The 13839-nt window shown below is 72.5% G+C and carries 15 protein-coding genes; 7 read left to right on the top strand and 8 right to left on the bottom strand.

All coding sequences use genetic code 11. The features are described 5' to 3' along the window. Window positions 1–12: 12 nt before the first annotated feature. Both KIN34_RS07970 and KIN34_RS07965 read right to left on the bottom strand, forming a co-directional pair. Complete coding sequence (locus KIN34_RS07970; RefSeq protein ID WP_214348961.1) at window positions 13–756, bottom strand: histidine phosphatase family protein; 744 nt, start codon at window positions 754–756, stop codon at window positions 13–15. A 48-nt stretch (window positions 757–804) separates the two neighbouring features. After that, complete coding sequence (locus KIN34_RS07965; protein ID WP_214348959.1) at window positions 805–1326, bottom strand: MarR family winged helix-turn-helix transcriptional regulator; 522 nt, start codon at window positions 1324–1326, stop codon at window positions 805–807. A 173-nt stretch (window positions 1327–1499) separates the two neighbouring features. Here KIN34_RS07965 and KIN34_RS07960 point away from each other — a divergent pair, with 173 nt between their 5' ends. Further along, window positions 1500–2051 carry a YceI family protein gene (locus tag KIN34_RS07960; protein ID WP_214348957.1) on the top strand — a complete coding sequence of 184 codons (552 nt, stop codon included), beginning with the start codon at window positions 1500–1502 and terminating at the stop codon, window positions 2049–2051. A gap of 89 nt (window positions 2052–2140) precedes the next feature. Here KIN34_RS07960 and KIN34_RS07955 read toward each other — a convergent pair whose 3' ends face one another. Together KIN34_RS07955 and KIN34_RS07950 are read right to left on the bottom strand one after the other, a co-directional pair. Further along, the gene (locus KIN34_RS07955) at window positions 2141–2839 is read right to left on the bottom strand and encodes a redox-sensing transcriptional repressor Rex (RefSeq protein ID WP_214348955.1); all 699 of its coding nucleotides are present in this window, start codon (window positions 2837–2839) and stop codon (window positions 2141–2143) included. Next, window positions 2836–3099: a glutaredoxin family protein gene (locus KIN34_RS07950; protein WP_214348953.1), complete on the bottom strand. Its 264-nt coding sequence runs from the start codon at window positions 3097–3099 to the stop codon at window positions 2836–2838. Before KIN34_RS07950 ends, KIN34_RS07955 begins: the two co-directional genes overlap by 4 nt. Before the next feature lie 50 nt (window positions 3100–3149). On the opposite strand from KIN34_RS07950, the gene KIN34_RS07945 reads away from it, so the two are divergent. Then, window positions 3150–3713: a GNAT family N-acetyltransferase gene (locus tag KIN34_RS07945; protein WP_307858147.1), complete on the top strand. Its 564-nt coding sequence runs from the start codon at window positions 3150–3152 to the stop codon at window positions 3711–3713. 3 nt (window positions 3714–3716) lie between these two features. Here the strand turns inward: KIN34_RS07945 and KIN34_RS07940 are convergent, their stop codons facing one another. From KIN34_RS07940 to KIN34_RS07930, 3 genes are read right to left on the bottom strand one after another with little or no spacing between them, the layout of a single operon-like run. Further along, window positions 3717–4844 (bottom strand): arabinan endo-1,5-alpha-L-arabinosidase, encoded by a 1128-nt coding sequence (locus tag KIN34_RS07940; RefSeq protein WP_214348951.1) that lies wholly within the window; start codon window positions 4842–4844, stop codon window positions 3717–3719. After that, window positions 4841–6355 (bottom strand): arabinosylfuranosidase ArfA, encoded by a 1515-nt coding sequence (gene arfA / locus KIN34_RS07935; protein ID WP_214348949.1) that lies wholly within the window; start codon window positions 6353–6355, stop codon window positions 4841–4843. Before arfA ends, KIN34_RS07940 begins: the two co-directional genes overlap by 4 nt. Then, on the bottom strand, window positions 6352–7743 hold the full coding sequence (locus KIN34_RS07930) for an alpha-galactosidase (protein WP_214348946.1): 1392 nt from the start codon (window positions 7741–7743) through the stop codon (window positions 6352–6354). Before KIN34_RS07930 ends, arfA begins: the two co-directional genes overlap by 4 nt. A gap of 458 nt (window positions 7744–8201) precedes the next feature. Here KIN34_RS07930 and KIN34_RS07925 point away from each other — a divergent pair, with 458 nt between their 5' ends. From KIN34_RS07925 to KIN34_RS07905, 5 genes are all read left to right on the top strand, one after another. Then, window positions 8202–9563: an ABC transporter substrate-binding protein gene (locus KIN34_RS07925; RefSeq protein ID WP_214348943.1), complete on the top strand. Its 1362-nt coding sequence runs from the start codon at window positions 8202–8204 to the stop codon at window positions 9561–9563. A gap of 88 nt (window positions 9564–9651) precedes the next feature. Continuing rightward, window positions 9652–10629, top strand: a complete 978-nt coding sequence (locus KIN34_RS07920) for a carbohydrate ABC transporter permease (RefSeq protein ID WP_214348941.1) — start codon at window positions 9652–9654, stop codon at window positions 10627–10629. Between the two features lie 10 nt (window positions 10630–10639). Next, window positions 10640–11554 carry a carbohydrate ABC transporter permease gene (locus tag KIN34_RS07915; RefSeq protein WP_214348939.1) on the top strand — a complete coding sequence of 305 codons (915 nt, stop codon included), beginning with the start codon at window positions 10640–10642 and terminating at the stop codon, window positions 11552–11554. A gap of 4 nt (window positions 11555–11558) precedes the next feature. Continuing rightward, a complete protein-coding gene (locus KIN34_RS07910) occupies window positions 11559–12878 on the top strand; it encodes an arabinan endo-1,5-alpha-L-arabinosidase (protein ID WP_214348937.1) in 1320 nt (439 codons plus the stop codon). A gap of 35 nt (window positions 12879–12913) precedes the next feature. Next, window positions 12914–13543, top strand: coding sequence for a YesL family protein (locus KIN34_RS07905; protein ID WP_214348931.1), 630 nt, complete (start codon window positions 12914–12916; stop codon window positions 13541–13543). 54 nt (window positions 13544–13597) lie between these two features. Here the strand turns inward: KIN34_RS07905 and KIN34_RS07900 are convergent, their stop codons facing one another. Further along, window positions 13598–13816: a hypothetical protein gene (locus tag KIN34_RS07900; RefSeq protein WP_214348927.1), complete on the bottom strand. Its 219-nt coding sequence runs from the start codon at window positions 13814–13816 to the stop codon at window positions 13598–13600. Between the last annotated feature and the right edge of the window lie 23 nt (window positions 13817–13839).

Raw genomic sequence — 13839 nt, 5'->3', positions numbered from 1 at the left:
GGACGCACCACGTCAGGCCCCCGGGACGGTCGCGGCGCCCGGCAGCAGCGCCGCCGCCGGCTCGCTGTAACCGATGGACACGAGGCGGTCGTCCTCGTAGTGCAGCGAGGTGAGCGAGGCGAGGGAGCACTGCCGACGCCGCGGGTCGTGCCACAGGCGCCGGTTCTCCAGCGAGAGGCGTGTCACCCAGACGGGCAGCTGGTGCGAGACGAGCACGACCTCGTGCCCGCGCGCGACGTCGCGCGCGTCCGCGACGGCCGCGAGCACCCGGTCGGCCTGGCCCTGGTAGGCCTCGCCCCAGGACGGCCGGAACGGGTTGCGCAGGTGGGGCCAGTGCTGCGGGTGGCGCAGCGAGCCGTCGCCCACGCCGAACGTCATGCCCTGGAAGTGGTTCTCGGCCTCGATCAGCCGCGGGTCCGTGCGGACCTCGAGCCCGAAGGCGGCGGCGATGGGCGCGGCGGTCTCCTGCGCGCGCTCGAGGGGGGAGGCGACCACGGCCACGACGTCGCGGCGCGGGCCGCTGGGCACCGCCTCGGCGACCTGCGGCGTCACGACGCCGTCGGCGGCCCGGTCCTCCTGGCCCTGCTCGCTGAGCCACTCTCCGTCGTACCGGCGGCCGGACAGGTACGCCGCGACGACGCGGGCCATCGCGCGCCCGCGCTCGGACAGGACGTAGCCGGGCAGGCGTCCGTACAGGACACCGTCGGGGTTGTGGACCTCACCGTGGCGCATGAGGTGGACGGTGGTCGCGACCATGGGGTCAGTCTCCCCCACGCACCTGGGTGCTCGGGGCCCGGTCCGGGCTCACTCGACGTGACACGCCCCACCCGCGAGGTGGGCGCGCACCGCGTCGAACGCCTCGCCGAGCGCGCGGAACTGCTCGGGCGTGAGCACGTCGACCAGGTGGTCGCGGACGGACTGGACGTGACCGGGCGCGGCGGCGACCAGCCGGAGCCAGCCGCGCTCGGTCATGGTGCAGTCCACGCCGCGCGCGTCCGACGAGCACGCGCGCCGCTCGACGAGCCCCTCGAGCTCCATGCGGCGGACCGTGTGCGTCAGCCGGCTGCGCGAGTGGGCGATGCCGCTCGCGAGCTGCGACATCCGCAGCGTCCGGTCCGGGGCCTCCGAGAGCCGGACCAGCACCTCGTACTCGTGCATCGACAGCCCGGACTGCGACTCGAGCTCGTGGGACAGCACGTCGGACAGCATCGCCGTGCCCACGCGGAACGCGCGCCACGAGACCTGCTCGTCGGCCGTGAGCCAGCGCACCTCGCGCGTGCCGTCCGGCGTCGCCGCCACGTCCTCGGTCGCCTGAGCCACCGCCATCGCCTCCGTCCCTCCCCGACCGCGACGAGTGTCCCACCGCGGGTCTGCGTGCCGCGGGTGAACATCACTTGCGCCCGCCCTCTCAATGTAGTACAACTTTGAACTATCAAGAAGTTGACTGTTCAACCAACGACGGAGCGGGTGCCAGCAGCCCCGCTCACGAAGGAGTCACCATGACCGTCGCCACCGCGCTCCCCACCGAGCTCTCCACCGGCACCTGGGCCATCGACCCGTCGCACAGCGAGGCCGCCTTCACGGTCCGGCACGCCGGCATCTCCAAGGTCCGCGGCACCGTCGCGATCACCGACGGCGCCGTGACGGTGTCCGACGCGGGCGCGTCCGTGACCGCCACGCTCGACCCCGCGACCGTCTCCACCGGTGACGCCAACCGCGACGGCCACCTCAAGAGCGGCGACTTCTTCGACGTGGAGAAGTTCGGCCAGTGGACGTTCGCCTCGACCGAGGTCCGCCAGGACGGCGGCGACTGGGTCGTCGTCGGCGACCTCACCATCCACGGCGTGACCCGCTCCGTCGAGCTCGCGACCGAGTTCAACGGCGTGGCCGTCGACCCGTTCGGCAACACGCGCGCCGGGTTCGAGTCGTCCGTGACGATCTCGCGCAAGGACTTCGACCTGACCTGGAACGCGGCGCTCGAGGCCGGCGGCGTCCTGGTCTCGGACAAGGTCGTCATCACGCTGGACGTCTCGGTCATCAAGCAGGCCTGAGCCACCCCAGCACCCCGAGGACGCCGGTCCTCGTCGGCCCCGCGCGGTCGACGAGGACCGGCGTCCTCGTCGTTCCCGGGCGTGCGCCGTCAGGCGCGCGGGCGGCGCGCGTGGAACGCGAGGATCTGCAGCTCGCTCGCCACGTCCACCGCGCGCACGTCCACGTGCGCGGGCACGCGCAGCGCCCGCGGTGCGAACGTCAGCACGCCCGTGACCCCCGCCGCGACCAGCGCGTCGCACACGTCCTGCGCCACGCCCGCAGGGGTCGCGATCACGCCGATGGTCGCGCCGGTCCGTCCGACGAGCTCGGCGAGGCGCTCCGGCGGCTCGACGACGAGCCCGGCGACCTCGGTCCCGACCAGCGCCGGGTCCGCGTCGACCAGCCCGACGAGCGTGAACCCGCGGTCCGCGAACCCGCCGTAGTGCGCCAGCGCGTGGCCCAGGTTCCCGAGCCCGACGAGCACGACCGAGTGCGGCTCCCGGACGCCCAGCACGTCCGCGACCTGGTGCCGCAGGTGCTCGACGTCGTACCCGACCCCGCGGCGCCCGTACGAGCCGAGGAACGACAGGTCCTTGCGCAGCTGCACCGAGGTGACGCCGGCCGCGCGGGCGAGCTCCTGCGAGGTCACCACCGCGGTCCCGTTCGCGTGCAGGCCGTCGAGCGCGTGCAGGTAGCCCGGCAGCCGGGACACGGTGGCGGCGGGCACGCTCGTCGCGGTACCACTCGTCGCGGGCACGCTCGTCGGACCGCCGACGAGCGGGCTCCGCGCGACCACCCGACCCGTCATCCGGCCGCGAGCGCGCGGCGCAGCCGCTGCGGGTCGATCTGCCAGTAGCCCTGCCGCACGCCGTCGACCTCGACGACCGGCACGAGCTCGCCGTACTCCCCCAGGTCCCGGCCGGGCAGCGTGTCGGTGTCCACGTCGACCTCGCGCCACTGCGCACCGGCGCGCGCGGCCTCGTCCTGCACCACCGCGCGGGCGGCGTCGCACAGGTGGCAGCCGGCGCGGGAGAAGAGCACCACGCGGGGTGCGTCGTCATCGAGCACAGGCCGACCCTAGTCCCCGCACGGGGTCGACGCGGCCTAGGCTGCCGCGCGTGACCGGCTCCCTCCCCCGCTCCGTGCGACCCACCGTCCGCCCCGCGCTGGCCGCCGACGTCCCGGCGCTCGCCGAGCTGGCAGCGCTCACGTTCCCGCTGGCCTGTCCGCCGGGGTCGACGCCGGAGGACCAGCGCGCGTTCGTCGACTCCGTGCTGTCGCCCGCCGCGTTCGCGCGGTACCTCACGGACGCCGCGCGGACCGTGCTGGTCGCGACGGCCGGACCGGACGACGACGCGCTGCTGGGCTACACGATGCTCGTCGCCGGCGTCCCGTCCGACGAGGACGTGCGCGCGTGCCTGACGCTCGCCCCGACCGTCGAGCTGTCCAAGTGCTACGTGCACCCGGAGCGGCACGGAGGCGGCGTCGCCGACGCGCTCATGGCCGCGAGCATCGAGGACGGGCGGGCGCGGGGCGCCGCCGGGATGTGGCTGGGGGTCAACCAGCTCAACGCCCGTGCGCAGCGCTTCTACGGCCGGCACGGGTTCGCGCGCGTCGGCGTCAAGCACTTCCAGGTGGGCGCGCGGCTCGAGGACGACTTCGTCCTCGAGCGCGCGCTGTGAGGGTCAGTCCGCCAGCGCGTCCTGCTCCTCGCTCGTCGTCGCGACGGGCCAGCCGTCGCCGTCCCACGCGAGCTCCCGGATCGCGAGCTGGAAGTCGCCGCCCAGCTCCGCCGAGTAGTAGTGGAACGCGAGGTAGCCCTCCGAGTAGGACTGCCCGCCCGGTCCGATCATGTCGCCCGCCGACGAGAGCAGGGACAGCCCGCCGTCGGCGGTCAGCTCGCGACCCTCGTCGTCCACGTAGGGTCCCGTGACGTCACGGGACCGGCCGACGGCGATGTTGTAGGTCGAGTCCGTCCCCTGGCAGCACGAGTCGCGCGAGAAGAACAGGTAGTACCAGCCGTCGCGGTGCACCAGGTACGGCGCCTCGATCGCGTTGGGGCTGCCGACGCGGCTGGCGATCGTCACCGGCTCGGCGTCGGGGTCCGCGAGCTTGCCGTCCGGCCACTGCAGCTCGACGAGCTGGATCCCGCCCCAGAACGAGCCGAACGACATCCACGGCGTGCCGTCGTCGTCCACCACGACCCCCGCGTCGATCGCGTTGAAGTTGTCCTCGCCCGTGGTCGAGCGGATCACCTCACCCTCGTCGACCCAGGCGTAGGCCGGGTCGTCGGGGTCGAGCGTCGTGTTGGTCATCAGACCGATCAGCGACGTGTTCGAGCCGAAGGTCGACGCCGCGTAGTAGAGGTACCAGACGCCGTCGTGCTCGATCACCTCGGGCGCCCAGAAGTTCTGCACTCCCGCGATCTCGTCGTAGACCCACGTCGGGCGGCTCGCGGCGTCCCACACCGTGCCCGCCTCCTCCCAGGTCCGGCCGCCGTCCGTGGACCGCCGGATCTGCGGGGATCCGGCCCCGACGCGCACGTCGCCGGTCGAGAACACGTACCAGGGCTCGCCCTCGTCGCCCACGACGAGCGCGGGGTCGTGGGTGTGCAGGTCGCCCGCGAGCTCGAGCGCGGTGGCCGCGGGCGCGTCCGGCCGCAGCAACCAGAACGCGCCGCCGGCGACGGCCAGCACCACGACGAGCAGGCTCGCGACCAGGAGCACACGCCGCCCCCGACGCCGGGGCGCAGCCTCCCCGGCGTCGGTCTCCGCGGAGGAGGAGCTCGCGGAGGGGGCGGCGTGCTGGCTCATGCGCGGGTGCCCAGGCGCACGACGTTCCAGGACACCGGCGGGACCTCGACGCGCAGGCGGCCGTCGACGAGCTCGGCGGTGCTGTTCGCGCGCGGCAGCACGGACGTGTCGTCGTCGGCCGTCGCGGACCAGGTGTGGTCCGGGTTCGCGAGCGTGCTGGCCTCGACCAGCCGCAGGCCCGGGATCGAGCGCACGTCGACGTCGAGCAGCGCGGGCTGTGTCGTCGAGCGGTTCACGGCGAACAGCGCGACCTCGCCCGTCTCGGCGTCGTACGTGGCCACCGCGTCCGCGAGCGCGGCGTCGCCGAACTTCGCGGTCTCGTAGGTGTCGACGTCGATCGCGACGCGCAGCACCTCGCCCTTCGCGTACGCCGACGCCTGGGCGAAGGGGTGGAAGATCGTCTGCTTCCAGGACCGGCCGCCCGGCTCGGTCATGATCGGCGCGATCACGTTGACGAGCTGGGCGAGCGACGCCGCGTGCACGCGGTCCGTGTGCCGCAGCAGGCTGATGAGCAGGTTCCCCACGACGACGGCGTCCGCCACGTTGTACTTGTCCTCGAGGAGCACCGGGGCGACCGGCCAGTCGTCGCCCGTGGGCGGCTGGGACTCGGCGCGGTGCTGGTACCAGACGTTCCACTCGTCGAACGAGATGTGGATCCGCTTGGACAGCTTCTTGTGCGCGCGCACGGCGTCGGCGGTCGCGGCGACGGACTCGATGAAGTGGTCCATGTCGGTCGCGGACGCGAGGAACGAGCCGAGGTCGCCGTCCTCCTCCCAGTAGTACGCGTGCGCCGAGATCATGTCGACGTACTCGTAGGACTCGGCGAGCACGATCTGCTCCCACTCCCCGAACGTCGGGATCGGCACGCCCGACGAGCCGCACGCGACCAGCTCCAGGTCCGGCTGGATCATGCGCATCGCCCGGGCCGTCTCGGCCGCCAGGCGTCCGTACTCGTAGGCGGTCTTGTGGCCGATCTGCCACGGGCCGTCCATCTCGTTGCCCAGGCACCACATGCGGATGTCGTGCGGCTCGGGCGAGCCGTTCGCGATGCGCAGGTCGGACAGGCGGGTGCCGCCCTTGACGTTGCAGTACTCCAGCAGGTCGAGCGCCTCCTGCACGCCGCGGGTGCCGAGGTTCACGGCCATCATCGGCTCGACCTCGGCGGCCTTGGTCCACCGCATGAACTCGTCGACGCCGACCGTGTTGGGGTCGGTCGAGTGCCAGGCGAGGTCGAGGCGGCGGGGACGCTCGGCCACCGGGCCGACGCCGTCCTCCCAGCGGTACCCGGACACGAAGTTGCCGCCCGGATAGCGCACGGTGCTGACGCCGAGCTCACGCGTGAGCTCGATGACGTCCTTGCGGAAGCCGTCGCCGTCCGCGGTCGGGTGGGCGGGGTCGTGGATGCCGGTGTAGACGCAGCGGCCCAGGTGCTCGACGAAGGAGCCGAACGTGCGGCGGCGCACGGGGCCCACGCGGAACGCGGGGTCGAGGGTGATCGTCACGGGGATCATGCGAGGTGCTCCTGTCGGTGGTGCGAGGGCGCCGGCTCCGGGCCGGTCGGGTCGAGGGCGAACCAGCGCACGCCGTGCGCGGGGACGTGGAGGGTGATCTCGCCGGCCGGCTGGTGCGGCCCGGCGGCGGGGCTCTCGAGGGGGACGCGGTCCCACAGGTCGCGGACGGTCCAGCGGTGGGCGAGCGCGACGTCGTGCCCGACGAGCGCGCCCAGCGGGACGGTGTGGTCGCGCGGGGCGGCACCGGTCCAGAACACCGCGGCGTACGACGAGCCGGGCTCGTCGGGCGCCGTCGCGCGCGCGGACCAGACGACCAGCTCGCCGTCGTCGACCGGCTCGCGCAGCACCTCGCGGTTGTCGATCGAGGTGCGCAGCACGTGACCGACGGCGGGCGTGGCGAGCAGCGCGATCGTCGCGTCGTCGGTGGTGGGCAGGTCGCCGCCCATCATGAGCGGCGAGCGCGCCATGACCCACAGCGTCAGGAGGGTGCGCTGCTCGTCGGGCGTCAGCCGGCTCGCGCGGTCCTCGCCGCGCTCGGCGCGGATCCCGATGTGCCCCAGCGGCAGCATGTCCGCGTCGGCCCACGCACCCGGCCGCTGCAGCGGCGCCCACCGCGCCAGGCGCGCGAAGCTCGCGTGCACGTCCTCCCAGCGGTCCCACAGGTCGTCGCAGACGCGCCACATTTGCGCGTGGGCGGCGAGCAGGCCGTGGTCCCGGGTCGACACGCCCGTGCCGGGCGAGAGCGAGAGCAGCATCGGCCGGCCGCACCGCTCGATCGCGGTGGACCAGGCGAGGACCGCGTCGACGTGCAGCGGCGCGAGCACGTCGTCGACCTTGACGTAGTCGACGCCCCACCGCGCCAGCTGGGCCACCTGGCCGTCCAGCCACGCCTGCGCCGCCGGGTGCGTGTGGTCGAGCCCGTACTGGTGCGGGTTCCACGCGCAGACCGAGCTCGTGTCGGCGGCGTCCCGTGCGGTCCAGGAGGTGCCCTCGACCGGCAGGTCGAGCTCGACCGCGCGGCGCGGGATCCCCCGCAGCACGTGCACCCCGAACCGGAGGCCGAGCCCGTGCACCTGCGCGGCCAGCGGGGCGAAGCCGTCGCCGGGCACGTCGTCGAGGCCGGCCCCGCCACCCGCGGACGGGAACCGGTTCGGCGCCGGACGCGGTCGGCCGTGGGCGTCCAGGCACAGCTCGGCGCCCTCGTTGTAGCCGTGCGCCCGCGCCCCGGGGTCCGCCCAGTCGATGTCGACGACCACCGTGTCCCAGCCGAGCGGCAGCAGGTGGGCAGCGAGGAAGCGGGCGTTGGCCAGGACCTCCGCCTCGGTCACCGTGGTGCCGAAGCAGTCCCAGCTGTTCCACCCCATGGGTGGCGTGTCCGCCACGCCCATCGACTCGCTCCCTCGCGATCGTCGTTCCCCGGCCAACCGCCGGTCTACATCGTTGTAGAGCACCATGCACGATCGGTGCCCCTGTCGTCAACGCGCCTCCTCCGGCCCGGCGCGTCGCGTCAGCCAGAGCGTCTCGTCGCAGGTCAGAGCCCTGAGAACCCGCCGCCGACGGGCCGCCCGGCCCGAGCCGCCGCCGGGTCGCCCGACCCCTGGGCCACTCCGTGACCGAACCGTTGCTTGACCGATCATGCCGACTCGTGCCATGTTGTGCAACGTTGTAGATCAACGTTGTAGATTCGGCGTTGGCAACACTGGAGAGGTCAAAGGTGACCAGCAGGGACGGACGAGCGGTGCACGGAGGCACCGCGTCGCCCCCCGGACGCACCGCGCGGTGTGTCCGGGCCGTCCCGGCCGCGGATCGACCTGACCCCACCCACGGACTCGGGAGGCAGGCAGACATGAAGAGCAGGACCAGGCTCATCACCGGAGCGGTCGCGACCGCCATGGTCGGCGCGCTCGCGCTGACGGCGTGCAGCGGCGGCGGTGGCGGCGGCGAGGACGACGGCGGTGACAAGACGATCACCTTCATGTTCCGCGGAGGCACGGACGAGAAGGCGGCCTACCAGGCCGCGATCGACCGCTACACCGAGGACACCGGCGTCAAGGTCAACATGATCGTCACGGACGCGGACCAGTACGCGACCAAGCTGCAGGCGGCCGTCGCGGGCAACAACGTCCCGGACGTGTTCTACATCGAGCAGGCCAGCCTGCAGTCCTACGTCGCCTCGGGCGTCCTGATGGACATCACCGACCAGGTCGCCGAGTCCGGTCTGGACCTCGACAACATCTGGGAGTACGGCGTCGACTCCTACCGCTTCAACGGCACCGTCCAGGGCACGCCGGACGGCGCGCTGTACGGCCTGCCCAAGGACGTCGGCCCGTTCTCCTTCGGCTACAACAAGACGATGCTCGAGGACGCGGGCATCGAGCTGCCGGACAAGGACACCCCCCTGACCTGGGAGGAGTTCGTCGACATCTGCAAGAAGCTGACCACCGACACGGACGGCGACGGCGCCGTCGACCAGTGGGGCACCGGGCTCAACGTCCAGTGGAACCTGCAGTCGATGGTGTGGAGCAACGGCGGCGACTGGACCAACGAGGACCACACGCAGGTCACCGTCGACACCCCGGAGTTCGCGGAGGCGCTGCAGAAGTTCGCCGACCTCACGAACATCGACAAGGTCACGCCCTCGGCGTCCGACGCCGCGACGCTCGACACGTACCAGCGCTGGATGGCCGGTGAGATCGGCTTCTTCCCGGTCGGGCCGTGGGACGTCTCGGTCTACAACGACCTGGACTTCGACTACGACCTGATCCCCTGGCCGACCGTCGGCGACGCCGGGTCGGCCACGTGGATCGGCTCCCTCGGCATCGGCGTCTCCGCGACGACCGAGCACCCGCAGGACGCGGTGAACCTGGTGACCTACCTCTCGGGCGACCCGGAGGCGCAGCAGACGCTGGTCGACGCGAACATCCAGATCCCCAACCTCATCGACGTCGCCCAGGACTGGGCCGCGGAGGAGGGCGCCGAGCCCGCCAACCGCCAGGAGTTCCTGGACATCGTGCAGGACTACGGCCGGGCGATGCCGGCGGCCTTCACGTACGGCGCGGAGTGGTACGACGAGCTGTGGACCAACATCCAGCCCGTGCTCGACGGCAAGCAGACGGCCGCGGACTACCTGGCCGAGACGCAGCCGAAGATGCAGACGCTGCTCGACGAGTCCATCTCCAACGCCGAGCAGGCCGGCGGCGGAGCGTGACCTCGCGGGGCCCGGTCGCTCCCCGGCGACCGGGCCCCGCCCCGTCCGCCCCTCGTCCCCACCTCGAGAACCCGAGAGGACTTCTGCGATGACGCGAAGCCAGGCCGCCGCGGCCACGGTCGACCCCCCACCCGCCGACGCAGGCCCGCAGCCCGAACGCGCGCCGGACCGGGACCGCCGCGCGCGCAACCGCCTGCACCGGGTCGAGCACCGGTGGGCGCTGCTGTTCATCGCGCCGCCCGTGATCGGCTTCCTGCTCTTCACGCTCTACCCCATCGGGTTCGCGGTCTACACCTCGCTGACGAGCTGGAACGGGCTCGGGCCCATGCGGTTCGTCGGCCTCGACAACTACGTCGCGCTCGTCCAGGACGAGTACTTCCGCAAGAGCCTGTGGAACACGTTCTTCTACATGATCGGCATCCCGATCGGGCTCGTGCTGTCGCTCCTGCTCGCGATCGCGCTCAACCGCCGGATCCCCGGGCGCACGGCGTTCCGCACCATCTACTACGTGCCGGTCATCTCCTCGCTGGCCGCGATCGCGATCGTCTGGCAGTTCGCGTACAACGGCGACTTCGGGCTGATCAACCAGGTGCTCGGGTGGTTCGGGATCAACGGACCGGACTGGCTGCAGAACACCGCCACGGTCAAGCCCGCGATCATCCTGATGGCCATCTGGAAGGGCCTCGGCTACTCGATGCTGCTGTACCTGGCGGCGATCCAGTCCGTGCCTGCCTCGCTGTACGAGGCCGCGTCGCTCGACGGCGCGAACGCCTACCAGAAGTTCCGCTCGATCACGCTCCCGATGGTGCGTCCGGTGACGTTCTTCCTCGTCGTCACGAACATCATCGCCGGGGCCCAGATCTTCACCGAGATCAACATCATGACCCCCACCGGCGGGCCCGAGTTCAGCTCCGCGTCGGTCGTCTGGTACATCGTGCGCAAGGCGTTCAAGTACCAGCAGATGGGGTACGCCACCGCGATGGCGATCGTGCTGGGGATCCTCGTGCTCGTCATCACCCTCATCCAGTTCCGCCTCAACCGGCGCAACAGCTTCAGCATCGAGTGAGGCCGCGACCATGACCACGATCCCTGTCCTGCGCCGCGGCGGCACGCCCGCCGGCGCCACCGCCCGCCAGCAGCCCGCCAACCGCGGCGTGCGCAACGAGAGCCGCGTGACGAACACGGTGCTGTTCATCGTGCTCGCGCTGTTCGCCGTCGTGATGCTCGCACCGCTGGTGTGGATGTTCACCACCGCCATCAAGACCAAGACCGAGGTCTTCGCCCTGCCGCCCGTGCTGTGGCCCGAGGTCCCGCAGTGGGACACGTTCGTGCGCATGTGGTCGGAGGCGCCGATCCTGTCGGGCTTCAAGAACAGCTTCATCGTCGCCACGACCGTCACCGTCGTCGGGTCGCTCACCTCGGCGATCGCGGCGTTCGCGCTCGCGAAGATGCGGCTGCCGGGCAAGAACGTCATCTTCCTGGCGCTGCTGTCGGGCCTGATGATCCCCTACCCGACGATCATGATCCCGCAGTTCGTGATGTTCTCCCGGCTGCACTGGGTGGACACCCTGCTGCCGCTGATCGTGCCGCTGCTGTTCGGCAACATCATCATGATCTTCTTCATCCGGCAGTACCTCGAGTCGGTGCCGGACTCCTTGATCGAGGCCGCCAAGATCGACGGCGCCTCCTACCTGACGATCTTCTTCCGGATGATCATGCCGATGATCCGCCCGGCCATCGCCGCGCAGTTCATCCTCTGGTTCATGACGATCTGGAACGACTACCTGGCACCGATCCTGTACCTGAACTCCCCGGAGAAGCAGACGCTGCAGGTCGTCATCGCCAACCTCAACGTCGAGTTCGCCACGCAGCGCGACTACCCGCTGATCATGGCGGCGTCGTTCGTCGCGCTGCTGCCGATCGTGATCGTCTTCCTGATCTTCCAGCGGCAGATCATCGAGTCGGTCGCCCTCACGGGGACCAAGGGGTAGGGCCGTGACCACCACCGACCCGGCCGCCGTCGACCTCGACACCGCGAGCTGGGGGGCCGACCACGCCCACGACCCGACCGCGGTGCGCGACGACGACGGCACCTACTGGCTGTTCTCCACCGACGCCTACGCCGGCGGTCCCGTGCGCGGCGGGGTCCAGGTGCGGCGCTCGTCGGACCTGGTCACCTGGACGTTCCACGGCTGGGCCCTGCCCGGCGTGCCCGCGGACGCGTTCGCCTGGACGGGAGCCCCCGGCCTGTGGGCGCCCGAGGTGGTCCGCGTCGACGACGAGTGGCGCATGTACTGGTCGGCGTCGACCTTCGGCTCCCGGACCTCGGCGATCGGGCTCGCCGTCGCGCCGCACCCGAGCGGTCCGTGGACCGAGCGCGGGATCGTCGTGACGAGCACGCACGACGGCATCGTCCCCGGCACCTCGCCCCACGGCGACGGCCCGCCCAACGCGATCGACGCGAACCTCGTCGTCGACGGCGCGCAGCACTGGCTGGTGTACGGCTCGTTCTTCGGCGGCCTGCACGCGCTCGAGCTCGACCCGCGGACGGGACTCGCGCTCGGCGAGGCTCCCGGTGTGCTCCTCGCCCGCCGCCCCGCCGACGTCGAGGGGGCGCTCGAGGGCGCCTACGTCCTTTCCCGCCCCGGCGGCGGCTGGGCGCTCATCGCGTCCTGGGACTCGCTGTTCGACAGCTACCACGTGCGCGTGGGCGTCGCGTCGTCGGTCACCGGTCCGTACGTGGACCGTCTGGGCCGCGACCTGCGGGACGACGAGGGTGCGGACGCCGGCACGTTCGTCCTGACCGGTCACCGCCTGCCCGGCGGCCCGGGCGTGCGCGCGCCGGGTCACGCCGCGGTGCTGACGGAGCAGGGCCGGCAGTACCTGGTGCACCACGCGCGCGACGCCGAGGCGCCGACTCAGCACCGTGTCGAGACGCGGCTGCTCGCCTGGACGCACGACGGCTGGCCGGTGGTCAGCCTGCTCCCGTGGGCCGGCACCGCGCACGAGCGCGCGCCGCAGTCCGCGTGGCCGGCGGATGCCGGCGTCCTCGAGGGCACGTGGGACGTCCTCGACCTCGCGGCCGACCCCCGGTCCGTGCAGCCGACGACGCGGACCGCCCTCGCGGTGACGGACGTGGTCGCGCACGGCGCCGGCCGGTTCGCGTGGCGCTGGGACGACGGCGCACGCGCCGAGGCCGTGGTGCTGCCCGCGTCCGACGCCCGGACCGGGAGCCCGACCTGGACGTTCTCCGCCCTCGACGACCGGGGCCGCACGGTCGCCGGCGTCCGCGTCACCCCGACGGGCGTCGCGTGAGCACGCAGGCGCGCGCGTCCGCGAGGATCGGGGGCATGAGCGAGGAGGGCGCCGGCTGGGCCGGGCGGGTCATGGGCGTGCTGCGCTGGGTCGAGCACCTGGTGCTCGCCCAGCTCCTGCTGCTGCTCGGCACCCTCGCCGGCGGGGTGGTGCTGGGTCTGTTCCCCGCGCTCGACGCCGCCGGGCGCCTGCTCGCGCGGCTGCCCGCGGGCGACCCGTCCACGTCCGTGTGGCGCGACTTCTGGTCCGCGTGGCGCGCGGGGTTCCGGCGCGCCAACGTGGTCGGTGCGCCGCTGTGGGCGGTCGGCGCGCTGCTCGTCGTCGACGGCGGCGTCGCCGCCCTGCTCGACGGCCCCGGCCGAGCCGCGCTCGTCGTCGGGCTCGTCGTCGTGGCCGCGTGGACGGCGCTCGTCGTCGCGTTCGTCCCGCCCGTCCTGCGCCGCTACGACGACGCCGCGCTCGCGACCTGGCGGTTCCTGCTGCTGGCACCCGCCCTCAGCCCGGGTACGTCGGTCGCCGTCGTCGTGACGCTCACCGCCATCGCGGCGACCGCGTGGTTCGTCCCCGTGGTCGGGGTCCTCGTCGGCGCGAGCGTCGCTCTCCTGGCCTCGGGCTGGCTGGTCGACGCCCGCCTCGACCGCATCGACACCCGAACGGGCTCGTGAGCTCTGCTGCGGCGCCCGTTCACCGCTCGCACCAGCTCGTCGCCCCTCGTGAGGTCAGCTCCCGTCGATCACCAGGATGTCCGCGCCTACCGCGCAGGTGAAGGTCGTCGCGCCTGCCGGCGCCGCGCAGCCGTTCGGAAGCTCGGTCACGGGCTCGGTCACGGGCTCGGTCACGGGCTCGACCTCGGGACCGGACGTCGCCCCGGCGGCGATCGCACCGTCGCCGCCGACGAGCAGGACGAGGCCGACCACCGCCACCAGCACACGACGCACGACCTGCCCCCTTCGTCGACCCT

Origin of the sequence: Cellulomonas fulva (assembly GCF_018531375.1) — a bacterium.
Lineage (GTDB): Bacteria > Actinomycetota > Actinomycetes > Actinomycetales > Cellulomonadaceae > Cellulomonas > Cellulomonas fulva.
The sequence above is the reverse complement of the archived record's forward strand: the minus strand, read 5'-3'. Positions and strand labels throughout refer to the sequence as shown.

Excerpts from the sequence above, each read along its gene's own strand:
- KIN34_RS07955 (WP_214348955.1), bottom strand. The coding sequence starts at position 2,839 with ATGACGGGTCGGGTGGTCGCGCGGAGCCCGCTCGTCGGCGGTCCGACG.
- KIN34_RS07965 (WP_214348959.1), bottom strand. The coding sequence starts at position 1,326 with ATGGCGGTGGCTCAGGCGACCGAGGACGTGGCGGCGACGCCGGACGGC.
- KIN34_RS07930 (WP_214348946.1), bottom strand. The coding sequence starts at position 7,743 with ATGGGCGTGGCGGACACGCCACCCATGGGGTGGAACAGCTGGGACTGC.
- KIN34_RS07940 (WP_214348951.1), bottom strand. The coding sequence starts at position 4,844 with ATGAGCCAGCACGCCGCCCCCTCCGCGAGCTCCTCCTCCGCGGAGACC.
- KIN34_RS07920 (WP_214348941.1), top strand. The coding sequence starts at position 9,652 with ATGACGCGAAGCCAGGCCGCCGCGGCCACGGTCGACCCCCCACCCGCC.
- KIN34_RS07960 (WP_214348957.1), top strand. The coding sequence starts at position 1,500 with ATGACCGTCGCCACCGCGCTCCCCACCGAGCTCTCCACCGGCACCTGG.
- arfA (WP_214348949.1), bottom strand. The coding sequence starts at position 6,355 with ATGATCCCCGTGACGATCACCCTCGACCCCGCGTTCCGCGTGGGCCCC.
- KIN34_RS07970 (WP_214348961.1), bottom strand. The coding sequence starts at position 756 with ATGGTCGCGACCACCGTCCACCTCATGCGCCACGGTGAGGTCCACAAC.
- KIN34_RS07905 (WP_214348931.1), top strand. The coding sequence starts at position 12,914 with ATGAGCGAGGAGGGCGCCGGCTGGGCCGGGCGGGTCATGGGCGTGCTG.
- KIN34_RS07915 (WP_214348939.1), top strand. The coding sequence starts at position 10,640 with ATGACCACGATCCCTGTCCTGCGCCGCGGCGGCACGCCCGCCGGCGCC.
- KIN34_RS07925 (WP_214348943.1), top strand. The coding sequence starts at position 8,202 with ATGAAGAGCAGGACCAGGCTCATCACCGGAGCGGTCGCGACCGCCATG.